Origin of the sequence: Shewanella sp. AC91-MNA-CIBAN-0169 (genome assembly GCF_040310165.1) — a bacterium.
Lineage (GTDB): Bacteria > Pseudomonadota > Gammaproteobacteria > Enterobacterales > Shewanellaceae > Shewanella.
This window is the reverse complement of the sequence record NZ_JBEOPM010000017.1, coordinates 22,823-41,879: the sequence shown is the minus strand read 5'-3', so window position 1 is coordinate 41,879 and position 19,057 is coordinate 22,823. Positions and strand designations below refer to the sequence as shown.

Genomic DNA, 19,057 nt, shown 5'->3' with positions numbered 1-19,057 from the left:
TAATGTAAACTCATGATTTTAATGCGTAATCACTTACCCTTTTTAGTTTTATTTACGTAACACACTCATTTTTGGACCGCTGTCATGAGAAAAGATGTATTCATTATTATACTGCTACTGCTAATCACCTTGTTTAAGTTGTTCGACATATTTGCCGATTTTCAACTGGACATTCCCGCTTGGCACATTGCCCAAGAAGCCATGCTGGTATTGTTAACGATTGCAGCGAGTATTTTTTTAGGTTATGACCTGATCCGCAGTTCTCGCCAAGTCAAAGCACTCAAATCGAAACTTAAAAAAGCGGATAAAGAAATCGATCACATGTCAGCACAAATGCGATCTGCAAGACAAGAATATAGCATAACAATCGCAACACAATTCGATGCATGGCAGTTTACAAAAAGTGAACAACAAGTCGCTTTATTACTGTTGAAAGGCCTCAGCTTTAAAGAAATTGCCGAGGTACGACTCACCAAAGAAAAAACGGTCCGCCAACAAGCATCAACAATTTACAGCAAAGCACAAGTTGACGGCCGCCACACCCTGTGCGCCTGGTTTATGGAAGATTTTATTCAAGAGTAATACTCACTAAGCCCAAAAAATATATAGGTCCCTGCTTAAAAAATATTACAGGGTGAATAACGTAGTAGTCAGCATCATTATTTTAGCTTTTGCCCTTTGTCTTCATTATCCGCACATGCTTAGATCCCGGCTTAAATGCCTTATTGGGAGGGATCCATTTTTGACTTTTGACTTTTGACTTAATGATTTAATGATTTAATGATTTAATGATTTAATGATTTAATGATTTAATGATTTAATGATTTAATGATTTAAACCCATAAAAAAACCAGCATTTTCATGCTGGTTTTTTGTTGTTAACAAATATTGCTAACAAGGCCGGTTAACTTATGGATGACACTCGTTGTGCATTTCTAAGTTAGTACCAATGTCTTTTGAGCGATTGGCTTTAGCATCATCATTACGTAATTGCGTTAAATGATCCAAGTAAGCTTGGTCAACGTCGTTGGTAATATAATGACCGTCGAATACTGATGTTTCGAAACGCTTAATCTCTGGATTTTCCATTCTTACCGCTTCAATTAAGTCGCTTAAGTCTTGGAAAATAATACCATCGGCACCAATGATTTTGGCAATTTCGTCAGCATCACGACCATGAGCGATAAGCTCATTAGACGTCGGCATATCAATACCATACACATTCGGGAAACGAATTTCAGGTGCCGCTGAAGCAAAATACACTTTCTTTGCACCGGCTTCACGCGCCATTTCAATGATCTGTTCAGACGTAGTACCACGAACAATCGAATCATCAACCAATAATACGTTTTTACCTTTAAACTCGGTATTAATCGCATTCAGTTTACGACGTACAGATTTTTTACGCTCTAGCTGACCAGGCATAATAAATGTACGACCAATATAACGATTTTTCACAAAACCTTGGCGGTACGGTAAATCCATGCAACGTGCAATTTCTAATGCGATATCACACGAGGTCTCAGGAATAGGAATAACAACATCAATGTCGTGATCTTCCCATTCTTTCTTAATTTTTTCGCCTAACTTAGCGCCCATGTTTACACGGCTTGCATAAACAGACACTTTATCAATGCTCGAATCTGGACGTGCAAAATACACGAATTCGAAAATACATGGCGCATAGCTTGGGTCTGCTGCACATTGACGGGTAAACAATTGTCCATCAAGTGAAATATAAACAGCCTCACCAGGTGCTACGTCACGCATCACTTCAAAACCAACAGCGTCTAAAGCAACACTTTCAGAAGCAACCATGTACTCAGTACCCGTTGCAGTTTCGTGTTTACCCAATACCAAAGGACGAATACCAAATGGGTCGCGAAAGGCCACTAAACCTTGGCCAATAATCATCGCAACTACCGCGTAAGCACCACGAGTTTGCGCATGCACTTTAGCAACTGCATCAAACACTTCATCGGCACTTAAGGTTAAACTGCGCGTTTCTTGTAACTCATCGGCTAACAGATTTAACAAGATTTCTGAGTCTGAGGTGGTGTTAACATGACGACGCTTTGTGACCAAGCTTGCAGCCAGTTCAATCGTATTAGTCAAGTTACCGTTATGTGCTAACGAAATACCAAATGGCGAGTTAACATAAAACGGTTGTGCCTCTGATGCACTCGAGCTGCCAGCGGTAGGATAACGAACATGTCCAATACCGGCATTGCCTTGTAAACGCTGCATATGTTTAGGTTCAAACACATCTTTGACTAAGCCGTTTGCTTTACGTAAACGAAACGCATTCATGTCAACCGTCACAATACCTGCTGCGTCTTGACCACGATGTTGGAGCACAGTCAGCGCATCATAAATGGTCTGATTAACTGTTGATTTTCCTACTATTCCGACGATACCACACATGGGTAAGGTTCCTCACTGTAAAGTGTTTTATGTTTATATTTTGGGTACAAAGCTAGAGGTATTTTCAAGGTAGTTAAAAAACCACTGAATAACCACGCCAAATTCAGGTACAAGAACAGAGTCCTGCCACCATTTAGTGTCAGGGAATGCCGTAAAAGCATCCATAAAAAACAGTAATGCACTAACGATTAACGCGCCACGAATGGCACCAAAACACAGGCCTAAAACACGGTCTGTGCCCGATAATCCGGTTTTAGCCACTAACTGGCCTAATAAATAATTAACGAGTGCCCCTATGATCAGGGTAATGATAAAAAGAATAGCAATCGCCACACCATTTCTAACTAACTCGTCCTGCATTTGGGTTAAATGAGCTGCAAGATCAAGATAAAACTGGCTAGCGATAAAGAAAGCGGCAAACCAAACCACAAGAGACATGGCTTCTTTGGCAAATCCGCGGATCAAACTAATAATAGTTGATAACCCGATGACAATAATTATTGCGTAATCAATCCAAACCATGGAGATGGGGATCCGGTATAGGGTTCAAGACGGCGGGATTCTAACAGAGACAGAGATGTTTCTCACCTCTGATTGCACAAATTATTCTTGCGTGATTAAGAACAATCAAATTGTAAATATTAATCACGCACGCAAAATACCGTCTGAAGAGGTTATTGTTCCTGTGGATTATAGGCTACGATTTTGCCTTTTAATCCGGTTAATTTGAATATAGGTTGCTGACGAGCTTTAAGTTTTTCTTCTGAAACTTCAGGGCCAACAAATACTCGGGTTAGTTTCCCTTCAACGGGTAATTTAGGCAGTGTATAAGCGTTAAACCCCGCTTTTCGCAGTTGAGCAATCAACGCTTTTACATTGGTAATATTATTAAACCCGCCTAACTGCAATGTAAAACCAGCAGTAATAGGTGATTTCACTTTATTTGCAACCTGGGTTTCAGGCTTTTTAACTGCCACTGTAACTGGAGCTGGAGCTGGCGGCTTAACAGCTTGGCTGACTTCTTTGGTCGGCTCTTTGTTCGGTTCAGCTCCCCCTAATGCAACGATATCGTTACTGAGATCTTGTGGTTCAGCAATCGTTAACACTTGAAATTCTTCTACTGGTTCAGCGGTATTGTCAGAATTAACTTTATTGGAAGCACTTGGCTGAGTTTGACGTAAAGGAATTTCAGTGAACTCCTCAACCACTTGCGTTTTTTTACCGTCTAATAAGTCGGGTAAAAAAATCACGCCTAAGGCCACTAATACGATGGTACCCACCAAACGATTTTGAAATTGACGATTCAAAGCTAATTCCCTTTTTTAACCAAATGACGTTAATGATGGCTTGTACAACCGACGTCGGACATAAATAGTGTTTATAAAGATTTAAAGCCTGCAACAGTATAAAAAGAACCGAAGACAATAACCACATCATCGGCATTTACCGTAGTTTGTATGGCTTGCCATGCGCTAGCGATGTCAGCAAACTCACTAACATGCTCACGACTACTGTCATTGGGCAATGCTTGACGCAATACTTGTGCTGATGCGCCTCGTGGATTATCTAAACTCACCAAGTTCCAATGGCTAATTTGTTGATCTAATGTCGCCAATACTGACTTAATGTCTTTATCTTTAAGCATGCCACACAAGGCTACAATACGCCGACCTTGGTACGCCTGTAATTGTTGTGCTAAATATCTGGCTGCATGGGGATTATGCGCAACATCTAATAGTACTAATGGTTGCTGACTCACCTGCTCTAGTCGTCCAGCCAGTTGAGCTTGTTGTAATCCTCGATTAATGTGCTGTTGGCTTATTTGCGGCCAAATATGGCTTAGCAGCGCAACAACACTTGCAGCGTTAGCTAACGGTAACCTTGGCACCGTTAAGCCAGTATATGACTGCTGCGCAGATTCAAAGTGCCATAATGCTGGTTGAGTCTGATCTTTATGGTAATCAAACTCATGCCCAACACGATAAAGCGTTGTACGGAGTTGATTAGCATATTCAGTGACGCTCAACGGTAAATCTGGCTCACCGATAATAGCAACACAATCTGAGCGAAACACGCCAGCTTTTTCTCTGCCAACCAGTTCGCGGGTATCGCCTAAATATTCTTGATGATCAAGATCGATAGAGGTCAAAATAGTGGCAGTGGAATCGATAATATTGGTTGCATCCAATCGCCCACCTAAACCCACTTCAAGAATGATCACATCGACTTTAGCAGCTTTAAACAAATATAAACCTGCTAAGGTGGCATATTCAAAAAAGGTTAATGAAATATCACCTCGCGCCGTCTCTATCGCACAAAAAGCTTCGATAAGGGAGTCATCACTGGCATCTTGTTGATTTATTTGTACCCGTTCATTGTAATGCAGCAAATGAGGCGAGCTATACACGCCGACAGACAAATCAGCTTGACGTAAAATAGAAGCCAGCATAGCGCAGGTTGTGCCTTTGCCATTGGTACCGGCTACGGTAATGACTTTCGCTGGCGCTAAATCAAGCACATTTAATTTCTCGGCAACAGCGCTGACTCGAGTTAAGCCCATGTCAATTTCGCTAGGATGAATTGCCAGCAAATAATCCAGCCATTGAGCTAAGCTTGACTGTTGATTGGGTACAGTAATTTCAGACACGATTGACATAATTCAATACCATTTAACTTATTCAAACCTTACTCGGCGCTGCGAATACAGAACATGGGTTTTACATTTCAATAAAGATAACTTAGCTAACTTAAATAACATAGATAGCTTAAAGGGCTTAATCGAGCATAAACAATGGACCCAGCGCTAACTTAGGCAATTGATATTGTTCAGGGTAAGTCACATCGACCAAATACAATCCATTCGGTTTAGCAGTAGGTGCCGCTAACTTACGATTTTTCAGAGCAAACAATTCTGTTATCCACTCTATAGGTTGATTACCTAAGCCGATTTGCAGTAATGAACCAACAATATTACGCACCATATGATGTAAAAATGCATTAGCTTGAATATCGACCATCACATACATACCCTGGCGAGTCACATTGACTTGATGCACGTTTCGAAACGGCGTTTTAGATTGACAATGCAATGCTCTAAAACTGGTAAAATCGTGTTCGCCAACAAAAAGCTGTGCCGCTTTATGCATCAAGGTTTCATCAATATCACCGTGATAATGGCTCACTCCGGCACTTAAAATACCCGGGCGCAGTTTATGATTATAAATCACATAGCGGTAACGTCTGGCTGTCGCACTGTAACGAGCATGAAAACTGTCATCGACTTCTTTTGCCCAGCGTATCGCCACACTGTCGGGTAAATTAGCATTAACGCCCTGTGTCCACGCCGTCATTGGACGTTGAACATCGGTGTCAAAATGAACCACCTGCCCGGTACCGTGTACACCAGTATCTGTTCTGCCGGCACACAAAACGGTTATAGGTTCATTAGCCACATAACTTAACGCTTTTTCAATCTGGGCTTGCACTGAATCGACCTCGAGTTGGCGCTGCCACCCACAAAAACCACTACCATCATATTCAACACCTAACGCGACCCGCATGCCTATATCCTCTACTCAATAATGGCGCGCAGTTTATCACAAAAAAACGGCGCATGTATCTGCGCCGTTTGCTTTTATGTGGTTAACATAAGCCTATTTCTTTACCTATGCAGGCAAAAAATTATCGGCTTAACTGACACTTTTTAGTAAATTTTTGGCTTCTAATTGCTGACGTTCATTACCGTCCATTTGCACTTCTTTTAATAACGCTCGGGCACTGTCTTGATCTTCAATTTCAATATACGCCCTGGCTAAATCAAGTTTTGCATTAACGGAGTTTTCTTCATCATCAACATCAACCATATTCGGATTGCCCATTAATGAACTTGCAGAGCCCATATCAACATTAACGTCTTTATACTGATCGGTTTTATCGTCATCTTCATCAGCATCGTTCAACAGTTTATCAATGTCGATATAACCGTTTTCACGCTCAAAACGCATTAAGTCATCGTCACTGGCTTTATATTCTGTTGATTGGCTTCGTTCTTTTTGATCGAGTGCAGCCAATGCTTCATCAACAGTTAAGTTGTCATCGCTAAGGATATACTCATCTTCTGAGGTAAAGTCATCATCGTTGTCATCATCATTGAGTGATTGTGAAAATGCAGCCAGTAGATCATCGTCACTCACATCTGCTTCATCGACTTCTCTCTCGTCAGCGGCTGACTCGGCAGCTTTAAGTAAATCGCTTTCCCAATCTAAAAGTTCAGGCTTTGGTTTACTTGATTTTAGGTCATTAAAGAAGCCTGAATCTTTATTGATTTTACTTTTCGCACTAGACGAAGCAGCCTCTTCATCATCCATTTGCGCTAACAAGGCATCAAGACCATCATCCGTTTCTGATGTAGGAGCTTGTGCAGCTGTAGAATCATGATCTAACTTAATATCATTACTGCTCGTTGACGCTAACGCGGCTTCAAGTTCAGCATCTAACCAGCTGTTATCTTCGTCATCGCTGTCTGATGCTTTATCAGCATCCGCTTCTGGCTCAATATACTTGTTCGTTTCAATATCAGCAGTATCATCTGTGTTAGTTAAATCGGTATCATTAAGATATTCATCAAACTCATCGAATAATGCGTTATCGTCGATGCTTTCATTGTCAGGCTGAGTGTTGTCAACCTGCGGAGCACTGCCATACTGTGGGTTTTCACTGTCATTTTCTGATGGAGTATCGTCTTTTATATCTTCTTTAAAGCTTGCCAATAAAGTATTAATGTCATCATCGAGGGACTCATCATCAGATATTGATTCTTCATCGGAAATATCATCATCTAATTCAGCAGCTATCTGTGCTTGGACGGCAGCCTTTTCCTGAACGTCGGCATCTGACTCAATCACTGGCTCGTTAAGACTCGCTAATAATGCATCGATGTCATCATCACTGGTTTCATTATCATCAATAGAATCTGCGACATCCTCATCACTTAACTCTGCAGCAATTTGCGCCGCTAAATCATCACTATCGGAAGTTTGCTGTTCACCGGTTGATAGTTCATCACTTTTTTCGTCAAACACTGATTCAATAACAGGCTCATTCAAGCTAGACAGCAATGCGTCAATGTCATCATCACTCGACTCTATATCTTGGATATCTTCGTTAGTATCATCTTGCAACTCAGCTGCAATTAACGCGGCTATGTCATCATCGTTGTCAATTGAATCACGGTTTAGCGGCTGAAGGTCTGTATCCCCATCATCTGTTGAGCTATCTGTTGAGCTATCTTCTTCGTTCTCATCCTTGGTCACAGACAAGCCAGCTAGGAGTTGATCTATATCTTCGTCCGTTGCAGTAGGAGCATCAACATCAGTTTGTTCCGAATCAGGCTCTGATAGTAATAAATCAAGGTCCTCTTCCGCGTTTGCTTCAGCTGATTTTACCGGTGTTTCGGCAGCCACATCAACTGGCTCTGCAGGCATATCAAACTCAGCTAACAATGCATCGATATCGTCATCCGCTTTTGCTTCAGCTGATTTTACCGGTGTTTCGGCGGCCACATCATCTGGCTCTGCAGGCATATCAAACTCAGCTAACAATGCATCGATATCGTCTTCCGCGTTTGCTTCAGTTGATTTTACCGGTGTTTCGGCGGCCACATCATCTGGCTCTGCAGGCATATCAAAGTCTGCTAACAATGCATCGATATCGTCATCCGCTTTTGCTTCAGCTGATTTTACCGGTGTTTCGGTAGCAACATCATTCGCCTCCGCTGGCATATCAAACTCAGCTAACAATGCATCGATATCATCTTCCGCACTTGTGTCTGCTGATTTTACTGCTGCGGCAGCGGCAACATCATCCGACTCTGCAGGCATATCAAACTCAGCTAACAATGCATCGATATCGTCATCCGCGCTTGTGTCTGCTGATTTTACTGCTGCCGCAGCGGCAACATCATCCGACTCTGCTGGCATATCAAACTCAGCTAACAATGCATCGATATCGTCATCCGCGCTTGTGTCTGCTGATTTTACTGCTGTCGCAGCCACATCATCTGGCTCTGCAGGCATATCAAACTCTGCTAATAGCGAATCAATATCATTTTCTGCTGAAGCATCTAGATCATCAGTTTCATCTTTTCCAGTATCTTCATCTAAACCCGCCAACAAACTGTCTAAATCATCCTCTGGTGCAGCAGAATTTAGGGTTGCAGCAGGCTTATCATCTAATCCAGCAAGTAGACTATCGAGATCATCATCATCTTCAAGAGGTTCAAGATCAGAATCTTGATCTTCCATAGCCTCTGCCCATAAATCGTCTAATGAGGTCCCTTCTTCGTCTTCTATGTCTGTTTCACTAACAAACATATCTGACGCCATATCCATCTCGGCATCATCTTCCATTTGGATTTCAGGCTGTAAATCTACGCTGTCTAAATCCAATAAATCATCAATTGAATCTTCATCACTTGAATCTAAATGGACCACAATATCATCAGAGTCATCTAAGCCATCACTGCCTGTTGCAGCTGCAGACTCTTGTTCAGACTGGGTTGCTGTTTTCACTTCAGATTGTTGAGACTTTTTATTTCGGCGACTGAGCAACCAGAAAATAACCCCGAAGATAATTAACAGAGGGATAGAGGCGGCAAGGATCAACAAAATGGTGTTATCCATTAGGCTACGCCAAAAGTCAGTGGGTTCTTCTACTGCGGGTTCCGCATTTTCGGTTTGATCTTCGAGTTTTTTATTTTCTAAGTTTAAAGCTTCATATTTCTCGCGTAATAGTTGTAGATCTTCTTCAAGCGAGGAAATGTTTAATGACATTTGTTCAATTTTGTTTTTCAACGCTTGATTGTCATTATTACTGACCATTAATTCATCTTGCGCGCGCGCTAGCTCATCCGTGACCATCAACGTTTTTGCATTAGCTTTATCTAAGGTGCTATTGAGATCATTTACGACAACCGCATTAGCCTCATTAATCGCTTTGGTTTGAACCGCTACAGCAGGTGTTTGTTGAACTATTTGCAGTGGTTTTGCAGCAGTAGGCTTTTTAGGCGTTTCGACTATAGGGGATTGAATAGGTTTATTAATAACGGGACGAGGCTGGGTTTGTCTGCTAGCGCGGCGGTCATCTTGTTCAGCACGGCGTTTAGCAACATCATTGGGTATAGCGGCTATCACATCTACAGAAGGAATAAGTAATATCATCCCTCGTTCTAATGTATTGTAATTATTACCACTAAAAGCATGTGGATTCGCGTCAAATAACGCCGCCATCACTTGATAAATACTGACCTTATCACTGGGTCTGACTTTTTGCGCAATACTCCAAAACGTATCTCTTGATGTCGTCGGACCATATTGCCGTTTCGCTTGTTGTTTAACCTCGCCATTGGGGCCAGTAATTTTGAGCGTTTCTGCTTGTGCAGACTCAATAATTTGTACACTGGTTAAACCAACCGCTGTGCAGGCAATCAAACCCACAATATATGAAGTACGCAAAGTCATCCCATCCTTCCCTTTTAGCGCTATTGAGTTACCGATTTGGCAACAGGCTTTAGGCAATTTTTATCGTTAGTATTATGGTCGTTAACTGTATCGAGTCACATCAATCGTGAGCCAATTTTACAGGCAATTTCGATGTTATTGATGTTAAAAATGATATGTTTACGACTATAAACTAGATTCACCACACCTGCTACTATTGGGCTCAGTAAAACGGAAAAAGCCTGCGCATTGCAGGCTTTTTAAACTAAATCGCGTTGTTGATTAAGTCATTACACATTGTTAAAGCGTAATTAATAGTAATCTCTAATCAAAATCTCGGCAATTTGTACGCTGTTTAATGCTGCACCCTTACGAATGTTATCGGCAGTAACCCATAAATTTATACCGTGAGAGTGTGAAATATCTTTACGAACACGACCAACATAAACAGGATCATTACCTGCAGCTTCAGTTACCGCGGTTGGATATTCGCTATCATCATCAAACAATTCTACGCCTGGTGCATCACGTAAAACGGCTTTAACATCTTCTGCATCAACAGGTTGACGAGTTTCAATATGAATAGCCTCAGAGTGACCATAAAAAACAGGCACACGCACAGCCGTTGGATTAACCACAATTTCGTCATCACCAAAAATTTTCTGCGTTTCCCACACCATTTTCATTTCTTCTTTGGTGTAGCCATTTTCCATAAACACATCAATTTGAGGCAATACGTTAAAGGCAATTTGCTTTGGATAAACTGTTGGCTCAGACGGTAATCCTTGCAATAATTTAGCACTTTGACCCGCTAACTCATCAATCGCCTTTTTACCGGTTCCCGACACAGACTGATACGTCGCCACGTTAATACGTGAAATACCAAAAGCATCATAAATAGGCTTAAGAGCCACTAACATCTGAATCGTTGAACAATTCGGATTAGCGATGATATTGCGATTACGGAAATCAGCAATGGCTTCTGGGTTAACTTCAGGTATCACCAGTGGCACATCTACGTCGTAACGAAAATGTGAGGTGTTATCGATAACGACGCAACCTGCATCACCCGCAATCGGCGCCCATTTAGCAGACACATCGCCACCAGCAGAAAAGAAGCCAATTTGTGCTTGGGTCCAATCAAACGTTTCTACGTCAAGAATTTCAACTTGTTTACCGTGAAAACTGACTGTTTCGCCAGCACTGCGACTGCTCGCTAATGGAAACAACTTAGCAACCGGAAAATTACGCTGCTCGAGGATCTCAATCATTGTTTGACCCACTGCGCCCGATGCACCTAAAACGACTACATTAAATTCCTGAGACATAATTAACGCTCGACTCCATATTATCCAGTTTGAACAATCAATCTACCCTAGTTTAGTTATGCTTTACTAGGGTTAATGTACTAAAAAAGCCGACTTTGAAGTGATTTTTTCTCAACTGGCTAAAATTACTGTTTTTTAGCTTCAATCTGTCGTTCTATTGGCAATATCGGCCTTATATACTTTAACTAATTAATTAAAGCCTAAAGCACTCAACATCGGTGGGTTAATCGTACCATCAGATAAATAGTCCACAGATTGAGCTAACGAGATAGCACTATATTCACGACGATAAGTGTGGTTTTTACGCATTAAATCAAAACCTGTCGCTGTTGAAAAACACCCTCTAAAACTAAAGTCATCATCACGCAAATCATAGACCAAACGCGACAATTTCAGCAATTGGCTTTCAGTTAAATCACCTCGATTTACAATTTGGTTAAATTGAAATGCCGGTAATAAACTCTCTAATGATTTTTTCACCGGAAAATCAAGTAACTCACACCACTTTTGATACAACATAAACGTACCACGGGCTTTGCCTTCAAGGCTATAACCTGCAATATGCGGCGTAGCAAACTCTGCTAAGGCGACTAATTCGGCCATTGGATTTGGCTCACTTTCCCACACGTCAAGTACCAGCTTTACATCATCACGTTGTTGTTTAAACTTGATCAGCGCTCGGTTATCAATAACCTCGCCTCGACAGCAATTTAGTAACCAAGTATTGGGCTTTAGCTTATTCAGTCGAGTTTCATCAAACAAGTACCAGGTTTTGTGCTCACCGTCTTTAGTGATAGGCACATGCAGACTGATAATATCGGCTTGCTCAATAATAGTGTCTAGCGACACAAACTCTCGGGTATCACCTTGCGATGCTTTAATGGGATCGCATAACAATACTTTTAGCCCATAAGCTTGCATACACTTCGCGGCTGCGGTGCCGGTATTACCCGCGCCCACAATCCCAACCACTTTACCGGCTAGAGACTCACCGAAACGTTGCGCTAACTCCAGCATGGCAATAAATGCATACTCACCTACTGCAGTCGCGTTACACCCTGGGGCATTAGTAAAATAAATATTGCGCAACGAAAGATAATCAACATCGATATGATCGGTACCAATTGTCGCGCTACCCACAAATTTAAGTTTATGCGCATTCTTAATTAACTCTGCATTCACTTTGGTCACCGAACGCACCAGTAACACATCGGCATCTTCAACTTGTTTAGCCGTCAAGGTTCGGCCATTTACATATTCAATCTTGCCTAAATAGCCAAACAAGGCATCAACATAAGGCATGTTTTCATCGGCAATTATTTTCATTTGGGTATCTTATTCACTGCGAGTTTAACGACATCACATCGCGTTTTTTTATAACTAGTATCTTATACCAAACTCACCCACTCCGTCATGGCAAATAGCGCTGAATGTTATCGCTGACTAAACCTGGATGCTAGAGCGGACTTCGTCCTGCTAGTTCGCTTCGCGGTTATAAAAGCTAAGCGGTTAACATCAGAAACAACCGACAAATAACTCCGATATACGCTTACATCGCTTTCGCTTTTATAGCTTCTAGCCGCAAAGCGAACTAGCATCTAGGCATTTAGTCTTTCCATAAGCGCAGCGTTCGCTTGTAATCACTTGTTACCGCCTGTTATCGCTTTTTCTCTATGCAAAAAGCAATAAAAAAAGCCAGTATCGTCTCCGATGCTGGCTTTCAAATCATTCGCGGGTTGCCCCACTAATGAGGTTTTATGCTTTATATTTACGCATGACTAACGTTGCGTTAGTGCCACCAAAACCAAAGCTATTGCTCATGATGGTGTTCAATTCTGCTTTGCGCATTTCACGAACTACTGGCATGCCAGTTGCTTTTTCATCTAGGTTGTCAATGTTAATGCTTGGAGCAATAAAACTGTCTTCCATCATGATTAAGCTGTAAATCGCTTCATGAACACCCGCAGCACCTAAAGCATGACCTGTCATTGATTTAGTTGATGCGATAGGAGGCATGTTATCACCAAACACTTCGCGCAATGCTTCAAGTTCACGCATGTCACCTACAGGAGTAGAAGTACCATGAGTGTTGATGTAATCAACTGGCGTATCGACATCAGCTAATGCCATCTGCATACAACGTACGGCACCTTCTCCAGACGGAGCAACCATGTCGTAGCCATCAGATGTGGCACCATAACCAACAATCTCAGCATAAATCTTCGCACCACGTGCTAAGGCATGTTCTAATTCTTCAACAACAACGATACCGCCGCCGCCAGAAATAACAAAACCATCACGATCGGCATCATAGGTACGAGACGCTTTTTCAGGCGTGTCATTGTACTTAGTCGATAGTGCTCCCATAGCATCAAAGCCCATAGTGAGTGTCCAATCGACTTCTTCAGCACCGCCAGCAAAAACCATATCTTGCTTACCCATTTGGATAAGTTCAACGGCATGGCCAATACAATGAGCTGAAGTGGCACAAGCTGAACTGATTGAATAGCTCGTGCCTTTAATTTTAAATGGTGTCGCCAAGCAAGCACTTGCAGTACTCGACATAATACGAGGCACTATATAAGGGCCTACACGCTTAACACCTTTTTCACGAAGTGTATCAGCAGCCTGAACTTGGTTTTTTGAAGATGCGCCACCCGTTCCAGCAATCAAGCCGACACGGAAATTAGAATATTGCTCTTCTGTTAAGTTAGCGTCAGCAATCGCTTCCTGCATAGCAATGTAAGCATATGCAGCAGCATCGCCCATAAAGCGTAGTGCTTTACGATCGATATGATCAGCTGGGTTCATTTTAATGTCACCCCAAACTTTGCTACGTAATTGCATTTCTTCAAACTGTGCCGAGTGAGTAATACCGCTACGACCCGCTTTAAGTGAATCAGTCACTTCTAGCTTGTTATTACCGATACTTGAAACAACACCCATTCCGGTGATCACGACTCTTTTCATTTTTATGCTATCCATTTGGTACATGTCGGTACTTAATTGCGGCAATCATAGCTGCTTTGAAGCAATTAAGTGGTCAGCTTTCCATAAACGCAGGTAAAATAATGCCAAGTTATCGGCCCTGAGTAAAATATTTTGAATAAAACACCTTTATTATCTGTATCCCCGAATTTACACGAGTTGCATATTTGTGAATTACTGGGCAACAACGTCAATCAAAATAGCCGATATCTCCATATTTTTAAGCAGTATATCGCCGAAGTATTGCAAAGCGGTGACGATAAAATAGCAGCCACAAATACTAAACCACATTTATTAACGCTAGGCCAACTCGGTTTTGGCGATGGCCACGAAATAATACTATTACTGGCAGCCTTGCAAGAGGCTAACCTGCAAAACCCTTTGAAACAGCAAAAAACTCGAATTCACATCAGTGTATTTGAACAAAGCCCAGTAAATCGTAAGCAACTAGAATACAAATGGCAACAACAAGGGCTACTTAATTCAGACCATCATTTATTCGATTTTACCCAAGCACTACTCAATGGTGAAATTGCAGCCATTGAAGGTTGTCAGCGGCTAGGCCTACTTCAAAACCAACTTATCATAGACCTGTATCAAGGCTCGCCACTAGCGCAAGCCAAAGTCATTGCCACGCCTAGTAAACAAAGGATAACACATTGGTTTGCCCTACCCCATACGAACCAAGAGGCTTATTCAGATCATTATTTTAATCAAAGTTCACTTTGGCAATATGGTCGGCTCAGTGTTGATAATGCAACATTTTTAGCTGCCAGCACAAATGATACCGATGTCGCTCCGGCTATTAAAAAGCAACTAGCACTATGCGGTTTTTTATCAACCACATCATCAAAATCCAATGATGAGATTGCTATCGCAGAACGTAACGCACTAAGACAACAACTACAGCAACAGTTTGCTTATAACCCATTGCCACCGTTACATTCTAATAACAACAGCCCTATAGCTATTATAGGGGGCGGTATCGCTTCTGCAAGTCTTGCTTTATCTCTGGCTGAGCGCGGCAAAGATGTGATTATTTATTGCAAAGATGACACATTAGGACAAGGCGCATCTGGTAACAAACAAGGTGCCATTTATCCCTTACTTACGCCAGAAAATGGATCGCTAAGCCAATTTTTCCAACAAGCCTTCCTATACAGTCGACGCAGAATTCAGGCATTAGTTGATAATGAATATGAAATAGGACATCAGTGGTGCGGTGTATTACATACAGGTTTCGATCAACGTAGCCAAACAAGATTGGATAAAATTATTGATGGCCAAGCATGGCCAACTGAAATTGCTTTTGCAGTAAGTCCAAACCAAGCCACACGACTTGCTAACGTCGAGATTGATAAATCTGGCTTTTACTACCCATTAGGAGGCTGGGCTTGTCCGTTTGAATTCGCACAAGCTAGCATTGCCAAAGCACAAACATTAACCAAGGTTCGCGTTATTTATAATAGCGATATTAGCTCACTTGAATCACACTCATCAGGGTGGCAACTGTTTAGTGCCGGGAATAATACCCCTATAGCAACCCACGAACAGGTCGTCATCGCCTCTGGAGCTCAAATTACCCAGTATAAACAGACAAAAAACCTGCAAATCACTGGTTTTAGAGGTCAAGTTAGCCATGTACCGCCACAAGGTGAACTGGCACAGCTTAATACTGTTATTTGCGCCAATGGTTATTTAACGCCACAACATAACCAATTACATTGCGTTGGAGCAAGTTATGTAAAAGACCCACAGCATCTTGATTTTTGCCCGATAGAGCAGCATGAAAACAGCCTAAAAATGCAACAAAGCTTTCCAAATTCAAACTGGCCTAACGATATTGATGTTTCAAACAATGATGCCAGAGTCGGCGTAAGGATGGTCAGTCGCGATCATTTCCCGGTAATGGGTTGCGTGCCTGATGTTGAAGCGTTATTTACACGCTATGCTGTTCAGCAGCAATCGAAAGACAAACCCAGCCTATGGCAACGTTATTGGCAAATAACACCAGCACCAATTTATGACGGATTATATGTGTTAGGAGGACTAGGCTCACGCGGCCTAAGCTCAGGCCCATTAGTCGCTGAATGCTTAGCAGCAAACCTATGCGGTGAAATATCACCATTAAGCCTAGAGCTACAAGCACTGCTTAGCCCCAACAGAATGTGGCTGCGTAAACTGCTTAAAGGAAAAGCGTTGATGTGAAGCCCACAGATAAAAGCTAGCTTTTTATTTCCAAAAACAAAAGTTACATCACTATAAGCACTCATCTAAAGAAGGATTGAAATAACAATGCAAAAAAGAAGGAAAACAATGATTGGCTATAGTCACGAAGCGATGGTCAAGTGTAATTATCCTTGTTTGAGCAATTTGTTATACGCAATTATCACCCCAACATGAATACTCTGCACTTTAACTATCACTTTATAAAGAGTATTCATAAATAATGCTTTCCATACATTAGAAAGGCGCTCTTCGATAACTTTATGCATAAAATATGCAACTGATAAAACAATTGATATTGTTAGAATATAAATAAAAATTTTATTTTCTTCTGTGGCGTATCTTGAAATGAACATATATCCAAAGTGAGCATGAATTAAATAGACTGGATATGTTAATGCACCAAGTGTCTTTGAAAATGGAAGTGTTAATAATTGAGCTTTTTTTGTGTTTTGAAAAATAAAAAAAACAAAGAAAATAATAACAATTAAGCCTACAATATATTCTGAAAAATCAACCCCCATTAACTCTGATTTTGATACTGCTATGTCTGTTGAATATAACAAACATAAAACAAAAGATATCATAATTGATAATATATTTTTTAACGATTTACTTAATTGTAACATTGCAAATAAAGCCCCTGCTGAAAAATAAGAGAAATACCCTCCTAAATACGGAAGGTAATCATAACCAGTGATATAAGCAGCAAGCATTGCAACAGGCCATAACATGAATAACAGATTTAAATACTTTTGCAAACCTATCATCAGTATAAAGAAAACTAGAAAGTAAAACTTTATTTCATATACTAAAGTCCAGTACACTCCGTCAACATGGTCAATACCTAAGTAATTTTGTAACAATGTAAAATTAACAACTATTTGGCTCGGGTATACTGACATTAAATCGCCACCCCAATAAAATGCAAACAAGGTGGTAAAAATAACAGCAAACCAATATGAAGGATAAAGTCGCGTCGCTCTAGAAACGGCAAACTGAGCAGGTGTTCTATTTCTAGCAGAATGAAATATTACAAAACCACTAATCATAAAAAACAATTCAACGCCAAGGTACCCATATTTAGTGAAATAAATAATCGAATCTACATGGTGTATGGAATCAATTTTTCCATTGGCTATGCCATTAAAAGTATAGTGGAATAAAATAACAATTATAGCCGCGAAAAAACGTCCATAATCTAACAATTCTAATCTTCTCATCTGAAATATACTCTAATGATAGCTTTAGCGTATAACGCCCGCAGCTAGGGAATTACAAAATAGTCCCTGTGTATTTCTAAATAATAGATATACATGGTGCTATTAGATTTAACCTATCTCACTAAAAATGATTAAATTCAACATCTTGCGCGACATCAATATATTACACGATTTAATCAAAAAAATGCTTTAACTCATTAAAAACAATATCAATAGTCTTAGCACTCTAATGATGACTGCGGTGTTACTGCTCGATGATAATCAACTGAGCCCAAATATCACTGAAAAGGGTACATACCGCTGATAACCTCATATTATGACGGGATCCACCAGTGTCACCCGATATGTCATCCAAGTAAAACTTAAGCCCGGATAAAAGCTTAAACTTTACTACCACATGTAAATTTATGGTTACTGGACAATTAACACTCGGAATAATGGTATAGAGAAGAAGCAAAGCTAATGATTATCTATACTCTTCTAGCAAACCAGCGAGTTCTTTCTTAAAGCCATTACCCAATTTAGGATCGCGCAAACCGTATTCAACAAAGGCTTTCATGTAGCCTAGCTTGTCACCACAATCGTGTGACTTACCTGTCATGTTAAAAGCTTCGACAGTGTCAGACTCAATCAACATATCAATAGCATCGGTTAACTGAATTTCATCCCCTGCACCAGGTAACGTTCTCGCAAGTAAATCCCAAATTTTTTCAGACAACACATAACGACCAACAACGGCTAAGTTAGATGGTGCTTGGCCAATTTCTGGCTTTTCAACCATTTTAAATATTTTAGTCGAGTCACCCGGGTTTATAGTTTCGCCACGGCAATCAGCAATGCCGTACTTATTGACTTGATCATCTGGTACTGGTGCAACCATAATTTGGCTGGCATTAGATTCGCGATAACGAATTAACATCGAAGCTAAATTTTCGGTGCGTTGATCTGCAGAATAAGAATCTAAAATCACATCTGGAAGCACTACTGCAAATGGATTATCACCAATACATGGCTTAGCACATAAAATAGCATGCCCAAGACCTTTGGCTTCTCCTTGTCGTACATGCATAATAGTGACGTTTTTAGGACATATAGCCTGCACTTCATGCAATAACTGACGCTTAACACGTTTCTCAAGTGTCGATTCTAACTCGTAAGATTTATCAAAGTGGTTTTCAATAGCATTTTTACTGGCATGAGTCACCAAAACGATTTCTTTAATCCCTGCACTAACACATTCATCGACAATGTATTGAATCAATGGTTTATCCACCAAAGGCAACATTTCTTTTGGGATTGCTTTTGTGGCGGGCAACATACGCGTACCCAAACCGGCAACAGGAATAACAACTTTCATAAATATCCTTATTTA

The 19,057-nt window shown here is 40.9% G+C and carries 13 protein-coding genes; 2 read left to right on the top strand and 11 right to left on the bottom strand.

What is annotated here, in order from left to right:
- Positions 1 to 84 precede the first annotated feature (84 nt).
- The gene (locus AAEY98_RS14845) at positions 85 to 582 is read left to right on the top strand and encodes a helix-turn-helix transcriptional regulator (RefSeq protein ID WP_101086722.1); all 498 of its coding nucleotides are present in this window, start codon (positions 85 to 87) and stop codon (positions 580 to 582) included.
- A gap of 327 nt (positions 583 to 909) precedes the next feature.
- Here the strand turns inward: AAEY98_RS14845 and purF are convergent, their stop codons facing one another.
- From purF to fabB, 9 genes are all read right to left on the bottom strand, one after another.
- Positions 910 to 2,424 (bottom strand): amidophosphoribosyltransferase, encoded by a 1,515-nt coding sequence (gene purF / locus AAEY98_RS14840; protein WP_011636872.1) that lies wholly within the window; start codon positions 2,422 to 2,424, stop codon positions 910 to 912.
- 33 nt (positions 2,425 to 2,457) lie between these two features.
- Positions 2,458 to 2,946, bottom strand: coding sequence for a CvpA family protein (locus AAEY98_RS14835; RefSeq protein ID WP_101086721.1), 489 nt, complete (start codon positions 2,944 to 2,946; stop codon positions 2,458 to 2,460).
- A 152-nt stretch (positions 2,947 to 3,098) separates the two neighbouring features.
- A complete protein-coding gene (locus tag AAEY98_RS14830) occupies positions 3,099 to 3,731 on the bottom strand; it encodes an SPOR domain-containing protein (protein ID WP_335691461.1) in 633 nt (210 codons plus the stop codon).
- A 71-nt stretch (positions 3,732 to 3,802) separates the two neighbouring features.
- Complete coding sequence (gene folC / locus AAEY98_RS14825) at positions 3,803 to 5,080, bottom strand: bifunctional tetrahydrofolate synthase/dihydrofolate synthase (protein WP_351017876.1); 1,278 nt, start codon at positions 5,078 to 5,080, stop codon at positions 3,803 to 3,805.
- A 118-nt stretch (positions 5,081 to 5,198) separates the two neighbouring features.
- Complete coding sequence (truA, locus tag AAEY98_RS14820; protein ID WP_101086718.1) at positions 5,199 to 5,984, bottom strand: tRNA pseudouridine(38-40) synthase TruA; 786 nt, start codon at positions 5,982 to 5,984, stop codon at positions 5,199 to 5,201.
- A 129-nt stretch (positions 5,985 to 6,113) separates the two neighbouring features.
- Complete coding sequence (locus AAEY98_RS14815) at positions 6,114 to 9,941, bottom strand: FimV/HubP family polar landmark protein (protein ID WP_351017873.1); 3,828 nt, start codon at positions 9,939 to 9,941, stop codon at positions 6,114 to 6,116.
- Positions 9,942 to 10,231: 290 nt separating this feature from the next.
- Positions 10,232 to 11,248, bottom strand: coding sequence for an aspartate-semialdehyde dehydrogenase (locus tag AAEY98_RS14810; RefSeq protein ID WP_011636866.1), 1,017 nt, complete (start codon positions 11,246 to 11,248; stop codon positions 10,232 to 10,234).
- A 189-nt stretch (positions 11,249 to 11,437) separates the two neighbouring features.
- On the bottom strand, positions 11,438 to 12,574 hold the full coding sequence (locus AAEY98_RS14805) for a 4-phosphoerythronate dehydrogenase (protein WP_351017870.1): 1,137 nt from the start codon (positions 12,572 to 12,574) through the stop codon (positions 11,438 to 11,440).
- Between the two features lie 429 nt (positions 12,575 to 13,003).
- Positions 13,004 to 14,218 carry a beta-ketoacyl-ACP synthase I gene (gene fabB, locus AAEY98_RS14800; RefSeq protein ID WP_162024366.1) on the bottom strand — a complete coding sequence of 405 codons (1,215 nt, stop codon included), beginning with the start codon at positions 14,216 to 14,218 and terminating at the stop codon, positions 13,004 to 13,006.
- 132 nt (positions 14,219 to 14,350) lie between these two features.
- Here fabB and mnmC1 point away from each other — a divergent pair, with 132 nt between their 5' ends.
- Positions 14,351 to 16,444: an FAD-dependent 5-carboxymethylaminomethyl-2-thiouridine(34) oxidoreductase MnmC1 gene (gene mnmC1, locus AAEY98_RS14795; RefSeq protein ID WP_351017867.1), complete on the top strand. Its 2,094-nt coding sequence runs from the start codon at positions 14,351 to 14,353 to the stop codon at positions 16,442 to 16,444.
- Positions 16,445 to 16,590: 146 nt separating this feature from the next.
- Here the strand turns inward: mnmC1 and AAEY98_RS14790 are convergent, their stop codons facing one another.
- Positions 16,591 to 17,685, bottom strand: a complete 1,095-nt coding sequence (locus AAEY98_RS14790) for an acyltransferase family protein (protein ID WP_351017864.1) — start codon at positions 17,683 to 17,685, stop codon at positions 16,591 to 16,593.
- Between the two features lie 466 nt (positions 17,686 to 18,151).
- Complete coding sequence (gene galU, locus AAEY98_RS14785) at positions 18,152 to 19,042, bottom strand: UTP--glucose-1-phosphate uridylyltransferase GalU (RefSeq protein ID WP_351000095.1); 891 nt, start codon at positions 19,040 to 19,042, stop codon at positions 18,152 to 18,154.
- Positions 19,043 to 19,057 lie beyond the last annotated feature (15 nt).